Genomic DNA, 6,170 nt, shown 5'->3' with positions numbered 1-6,170 from the left:
AATGTTATTAAATAATAATCAACATAGTTATTAAATAGTTTTCCACAACTTTTAACCCTATAATATAGATGTTTTATGTAGTTATACACATATATAAAATAATGTTAATAAATATGTTTATATCTATGTTATAAACTTGTTGATAAATATGTGGATAACATATTGATATTTTGCTAAGTAAAATTATAAAAAAATGTATAATTTAATAATATGATATTTGAAAAAGATGATGAATTAAAAAACAAAAATGATGATACTTTCGTAGGAAAATTTACAGAAAAACTTAAGGGTCCTGATAGTGGTTCTTGAGGATTTTTTAAATTTAAAAAAGATAATTCGAGAGAGCACGTTATGATTTATTGTGCCGGGTTAGAAATGCCTGAGTTGAATAAAAAGTATGAAGTAAGAGTTGCTAAAGCTCAAAAAAATTTTAAATTAGTTAAATATATTCCGGTTAAGGTCGAAATTGATATTAATTCTGAAATCAACATTCATCTTAATAAAATTCCATCAGTTGGTAAAGCAACAAGCAAAAAAATATTAGATACTTTTGGTAAGGATGTGATCAAGGTATTTTTTGATGAAAGTAAAGAAATTCAAATTTTAAAGATAATACCAAAAACAACATATGACAAAATTTTGAGTTATTTCAAGAAAAACGAAAAACAATTATTGAAAATAAACGATTTAATCAATCAAGATGACGAAGAATACCAAAAAAATATTCAATTTTTTTTCAGTAATGATTTGCAAAAAATTTATAACTTATTAGTTAAAATTCATGAAAATGATTCTAATCCAAACTTTATAGAATTATATAAATCAAAAAACCCTTATTATTTGTGAGAAAAATATGACGTTTCATTGAGTGATGTAGATGCTTTCGCACAGCTTTTAGGTTATCAAATACTTTCAAAACAAAGAATCTATGCATATATAGATTATGCTATGTTTAATTTAGAAGAAAATAACTCAACCTTTGTTAATATTAACGATTTAATATTAACTGTAGTTAAATATGCAAATTTACCTAATAATAATGATATAAAGGAAGTTATAAACGATTTTATAATTAATAAAATTAAAGATGGTTCGCTTTATGCTAAAGAAAACTTAGTCTCGAGAAAAGAAATGAGAGAAAAAGAAAAGCATATAGTAGATAAATTAATTTTTATTAATGAAAATAGTTCATTAATTCTTCAAAAAGAACCTTTAAAAGAATTAAATTATTTATCAGATGATCAAAAGGTAGCTTATGAAATGGTTACTAATTGTGGTGTAAGTATTATTTCGGGAATGCCTGGAACAGGTAAAAGTTTAATAATAAAACATATATATAACACTTTAAAACTTAATGGTTATGTAGAAGAGAAAGATTTTTATATCTTGGCGCCAACAGGTCGTGCTGCTTCAAATATATCTACTAAACATGATATTTCAACAAGAACTATCCATAGTTTTTTAAGAATAAAAAATGATAAAGAAGATATTCCGTCAGATATTGATTTTGAAGAAGTGAAAATCTTGGTTATTGATGAGTTTAGTATGGTTAATATTAATATCTTTTATAAGATTTTAAGTTCGTGTTTTAACCTACAAAAAATAGTATTAATCGGTGATTCTAATCAATTACCAGCTATTGGTCCTGGAATTATATTAAACGACTTAATAGAAAGTAAAAAAATACCAACAGTATTTTTAAATAAAATATATCGAAGTGATTCTGAAGATATAAAAAATTACATAAATTTTATAAATGGTTTAGGCGATATTAAAAACCCTTATTTTGTGGAGTTTTTTAAATTATTTGTTAATAAAATAATGGATAAAGTTGTAGATGATGTTGAAATTATTAATCATTACAAACAAAAATTATTACTAAATACGGAAAATACATATAAAGAATTTGTTTATAATTTTTCTGAATCATGAGTTGAATATGTAGCTAAAGGTTTTACGGGTAATCAAGTTAATATTTGAAATAGTAAAAATCCTTTTGAAGACTTATCTTCATTATTTATTGAGAAAGTAAAAAAATACGGATTATTTAACACAGTAATTTTGTGTCCTATTTATAGAGGTAGTTTTGGTATTAATTTAATTAATAAAGCAATACAAAGCAAATATAACCCTTACGGCGAGATTGTTCATACATCAAAATTTAATAACGAAACTATAGAATATAAAGTTGGTGATAAGGTTATTCAATTGGTAAATAAAAACGAAATTGGTATATCTAACGGTGATTTGGGAGTTATTAGTGGTACAACTGATGATAAAAACAATAAGAAAATTTTCGTTAAGTTTAACAACGGTGAAAAAGATTTTATAGTTGAATATTCAAAAGAAGATTTTTCTAACGAAATTAACCTAGCTTATGCTATTACAGTACATAAGTTTCAAGGTAGTGAAAACGAATCAGTTATTTTTGTTGTATATAATCAACATTCGGGTATGTTAAATAGAAAACTAGTTTATACAGCGGTTTCTAGAGCAAAAAGTGATTTAACTGTTTTTGCCTTAAATAACAATATATATTCAACGATTTTTATGAAGACTTTTAATAAAAAAGAACAAAAAATTACTAATATGCAAGAATTTTTAGGTTTGGAGGAATAATGAAATTAATAGTTGGTTTAGGGAATCCAGGTGATGAATATAAATACACTAGACATAATGTTGGATTTTTAATTATTGACAGAATATGTGAAAAGTTAAATGTTAAATTAAATAAAGAGAAATTTAATGGAGTTTTTGTTAAAGTTGATGATATAGTGATAGCAAAACCTATGACATATATGAACTTATCAGGAACTTTTGTTCAACAATTGAAAAACTTTTTTAAAATTGATCATACAGATATTATGGTTATTCATGATGATAAGGATTATGAATTATCGAAAGCTGCAATTAAAATAGGTGGCAGTGGTGGTAGCCATAACGGTGTTAAAAATATTATTGAAAATTTAGGTACTTCAGATTTTAAAAGAATGAAAATTGGTATAAATGCACCGCATAATGGTCAACTTAAAGATTTTGTTTTAGGTAAATTTACTAGTGATGAAATAAAAACTCTTTTACCAATTATTGATTTAGCTGCCGAAACCGCGATTTCTTTTGGTTTTAATGATATTCACACAATAATGAATAAATTTAATGTTAATAAAAAATAAAAAATATTTAATTGCTGTTTCTGGTGGTCCAGACAGCATGTTTCTTTTATCAAAATACAAAAGTAAAAATATAGTGGTTGCTCATGTAAATTATAATCAAAGACATGATAGTGGTGTAGATCAAGAAATAGTAGAAAGTTATTGTCATAAAAATAACATAAAATTACATGTTTTAAACCTCAAAAAAGATGAATATAACGGTGGTAATTTTCAAGACTGAGCTCGTAATGAAAGATATAACTTTTTTAAAAAAGTTTATGATGAAGAAAAATGCAATGTTTTATTAATCGCTCACAATCTTGATGATTTTTTAGAAACATCAATATTGCAATTAAATAGTGGAAGAAAACCACTGTATTATGGTATTAAAAAATCTAATAATATCTTTGGTATGAAAATAATAAGACCATTATTATTTAGATATTTTAAAAATTCGATAGAAAAAAGATGTGTTTCTAAAGAAATTCCATTTCATATTGATTACACTAATAAAACAAATAAATATTCAAGGAACAAAATAAGAAATAGTTTAAAAAAGAAAACTAAAGTGCACAAAATGCTTTTATTTACTAAAATAGTAATAAAAAACGTATTTTTAAAGTTTAAGAAGCATATAATAGATAAGCAATATAAAAAATGAGAAAAAAACCATTTTTCAATTAGTTGTTTTGCTTCTCTAAAAAATAAAGAAGAGGTTATTTTTAAGTTTTTAACTAAAGATGGCTATAAAATAAATCTTTCTAAAAGTAAATTAGATAGCATTATAAGTTTTGTGTTAGCAAAAACCAACAACAAAACTTATAAATTGAATGATAACTTTTATTTGGATAAAAAAAATTGAAAATTATTTATAAAAAACTCTATAATTTAAATAAATTAAAACGAAAGGATTAAATGAGAAATAAAAAAATATGAACAGGTGTATTGTTCGCAGTCGTTTTAGGTATTATTATCTATTTTGTTTGGAGTCAGCTTAGTGCAGGCCAAAAATACGAGCAACTTTCACTTACTGCTTTTGCAAATAAAATTAAAGAAGCAGCCGCTAATGAAAGTGATAGTAAATATTTCATTGGTATAAACGTAAATCAATTTGAAAACACAATAATTGGTTCATTTAATGATGGTGATCTTGGTAAAAAAGCCTATCAAGCTAATGGGGAATGATATTTACTTAAGACTGTTTTAGGCGGTAGCGAAACAGAATTTTCCAACCTAATTAATAATTCATTTTTAGGTGCACAAAAAGATGTTATTGAAGGTACTACTCCATCTTTAATTGGGTTATCTTCTATTAAAACACCATCACAAAGTATGTGAAGTTCATTCTTCATTTCCTTAGTGCCAACATTAATATTAGTTATTGCGATCGTGTTATTAACTAGATATCAAATGAGATCTATGAACGGCCAAGGAGGCGGTGCTTTTGGTGATAAGAGCCCTGCACAAATAATAAAATCTGATAAAAAATTCAGTGATGTAGCAGGAAATAAAGAACCAATTGAAGAAATATCAGAAATTGTAGATTATCTTAAATTCCCTAAAAAATATGAAGAATCAGGTGCTAGAATGCCTCGTGGTATTCTTTTAGGAGGTCCTCCTGGTACTGGTAAAACTTTATTAGCTAAAGCAACAGCGGGTGAAGCAAATGTTCCATTCTATTTCGTTTCAGCATCAAGTTTCGTTGAACTTTTTGTAGGTATGGGAGCAAAAAGAGTTAGACAAGTTATTGCTGAAGCAAGAAAAAATTCTCCTGCGATAGTTTTTATAGATGAGTTAGATGCTATCGGTAGAACTCGTGGTTCAGGTATTGGTGGTGGACACGATGAAAGAGAACAAACACTTAACCAATTATTAGTTGAAATGGATGGTATTAAAGAGAATTCTGGTTTACTATTCATCGCTGCTACAAACAGAACTGATGTTTTAGATCCTGCTTTAACTAGACCTGGTCGTTTTGATAGGGTTATTACAGTTGGGTTACCTGATGTAGCGGAAAGAGCAGAAATTTTAAAATTACATGCTAAAGGTAAAAGATTTTCTCCTGATGTAGAATTTAAAAACATTGCAAAAAGAACTCCAGGATTTTCTGGTGCTCAACTTGAAAACGTAATAAACGAATCTGTTTTATTATCTATTAGAGAAAAAACAGAATTAATCACATTATCAATTATTGATGAAGCTATCGATAGAGTTATGGCTGGTCCAGCTAAAAAATCAAGAACCATAACTAGAGAAGAATTAACTTCTGTAGCATATCACGAAGCTGGTCATGCTGTTGTTGGTTTAAAAACTCCTGGTGGTAATAAGGTTCAAAAAATTACAATTATACCTAGAGGTCAAGCAGGTGGTTATAATCTTATGATGCCTGAAAATGAAAAATACAATTACTCTAAAGAAGAATTGTTAGCTTCAATAGCAAGTTTCATGGGTGGTAGAGCAGCTGAAGAAATAATTTATGGAAAAGATAAAATTTCAACAGGTGCTTCTGATGATATTGAAAAAGCAACAAACATTGCAAGAAGAATGGTAACTGAATTTGGTATGAGTGACTTAGGTCCTATTAAATATCAAAACGAAGAAGGTAGTCCGTTCTTAGGAAAAACCTTAGCTACAAATAGTAGTTTATCAAATCAAATTAGTCATGAAATTGACTTAGAAATTAGAAAAATTATTTTAGAAGCTCAAAAACATGCACATAAAATAATTAATGAAAACATGGAACTTTTAGAATTAATTAAAACATCATTATTAGAAAAAGAAACAATTATAGCCGAAGAAATTGACTATATAGCTAAGAATCTTAAACTTCCTGAAAACACAACAAAAGAAGTTGTTAAAGAAGAAAATAAATTAAGTTTAGATGATTTAATTAAAACAACATCTGAAAAAAACGAAGAAGAGAATAATTAATTTTTTACTTATCTCTCTATATACAAGTTAAAAAAGAATAATAAAAGAGGTTTGGTGCCTCTTTTTTTGTGCCCCATTATTGTTCTA

The 6,170-nt window shown here is 26.4% G+C and carries 4 protein-coding genes; all 4 read left to right on the top strand.

The genetic code is table 4. The annotated features are described in order from the left end of the window. Positions 1-210 precede the first annotated feature (210 nt). The 4 genes from HTZ87_RS03495 to ftsH are packed head-to-tail and all read left to right on the top strand — an operon-like array spanning position 211 to position 6,083. On the top strand, positions 211-2,619 hold the full coding sequence (locus HTZ87_RS03495; protein WP_174893166.1) for an ATP-dependent RecD-like DNA helicase: 2,409 nt from the start codon (positions 211-213) through the stop codon (positions 2,617-2,619). Then, on the top strand, positions 2,619-3,173 hold the full coding sequence (gene pth / locus HTZ87_RS03490) for an aminoacyl-tRNA hydrolase (protein WP_174893165.1): 555 nt from the start codon (positions 2,619-2,621) through the stop codon (positions 3,171-3,173). Before HTZ87_RS03495 ends, pth begins: the two co-directional genes overlap by 1 nt. Next, positions 3,157-4,044 (top strand): tRNA lysidine(34) synthetase TilS, encoded by an 888-nt coding sequence (tilS, locus tag HTZ87_RS03485; protein ID WP_174893164.1) that lies wholly within the window; start codon positions 3,157-3,159, stop codon positions 4,042-4,044. Before pth ends, tilS begins: the two co-directional genes overlap by 17 nt. Before the next feature lie 23 nt (positions 4,045-4,067). Next, on the top strand, positions 4,068-6,083 hold the full coding sequence (gene ftsH / locus HTZ87_RS03480; protein WP_174893163.1) for an ATP-dependent zinc metalloprotease FtsH: 2,016 nt from the start codon (positions 4,068-4,070) through the stop codon (positions 6,081-6,083). Positions 6,084-6,170 lie beyond the last annotated feature (87 nt).

The sequence above is a fragment of the Mycoplasma sp. OR1901 genome (assembly GCF_013348745.1).
Classification (GTDB): domain Bacteria; phylum Bacillota_I; class Bacilli_A; order Mycoplasmatales; family Metamycoplasmataceae; genus Mycoplasmopsis.
This window is presented reverse-complemented; position numbering and strand designations above follow the sequence as displayed.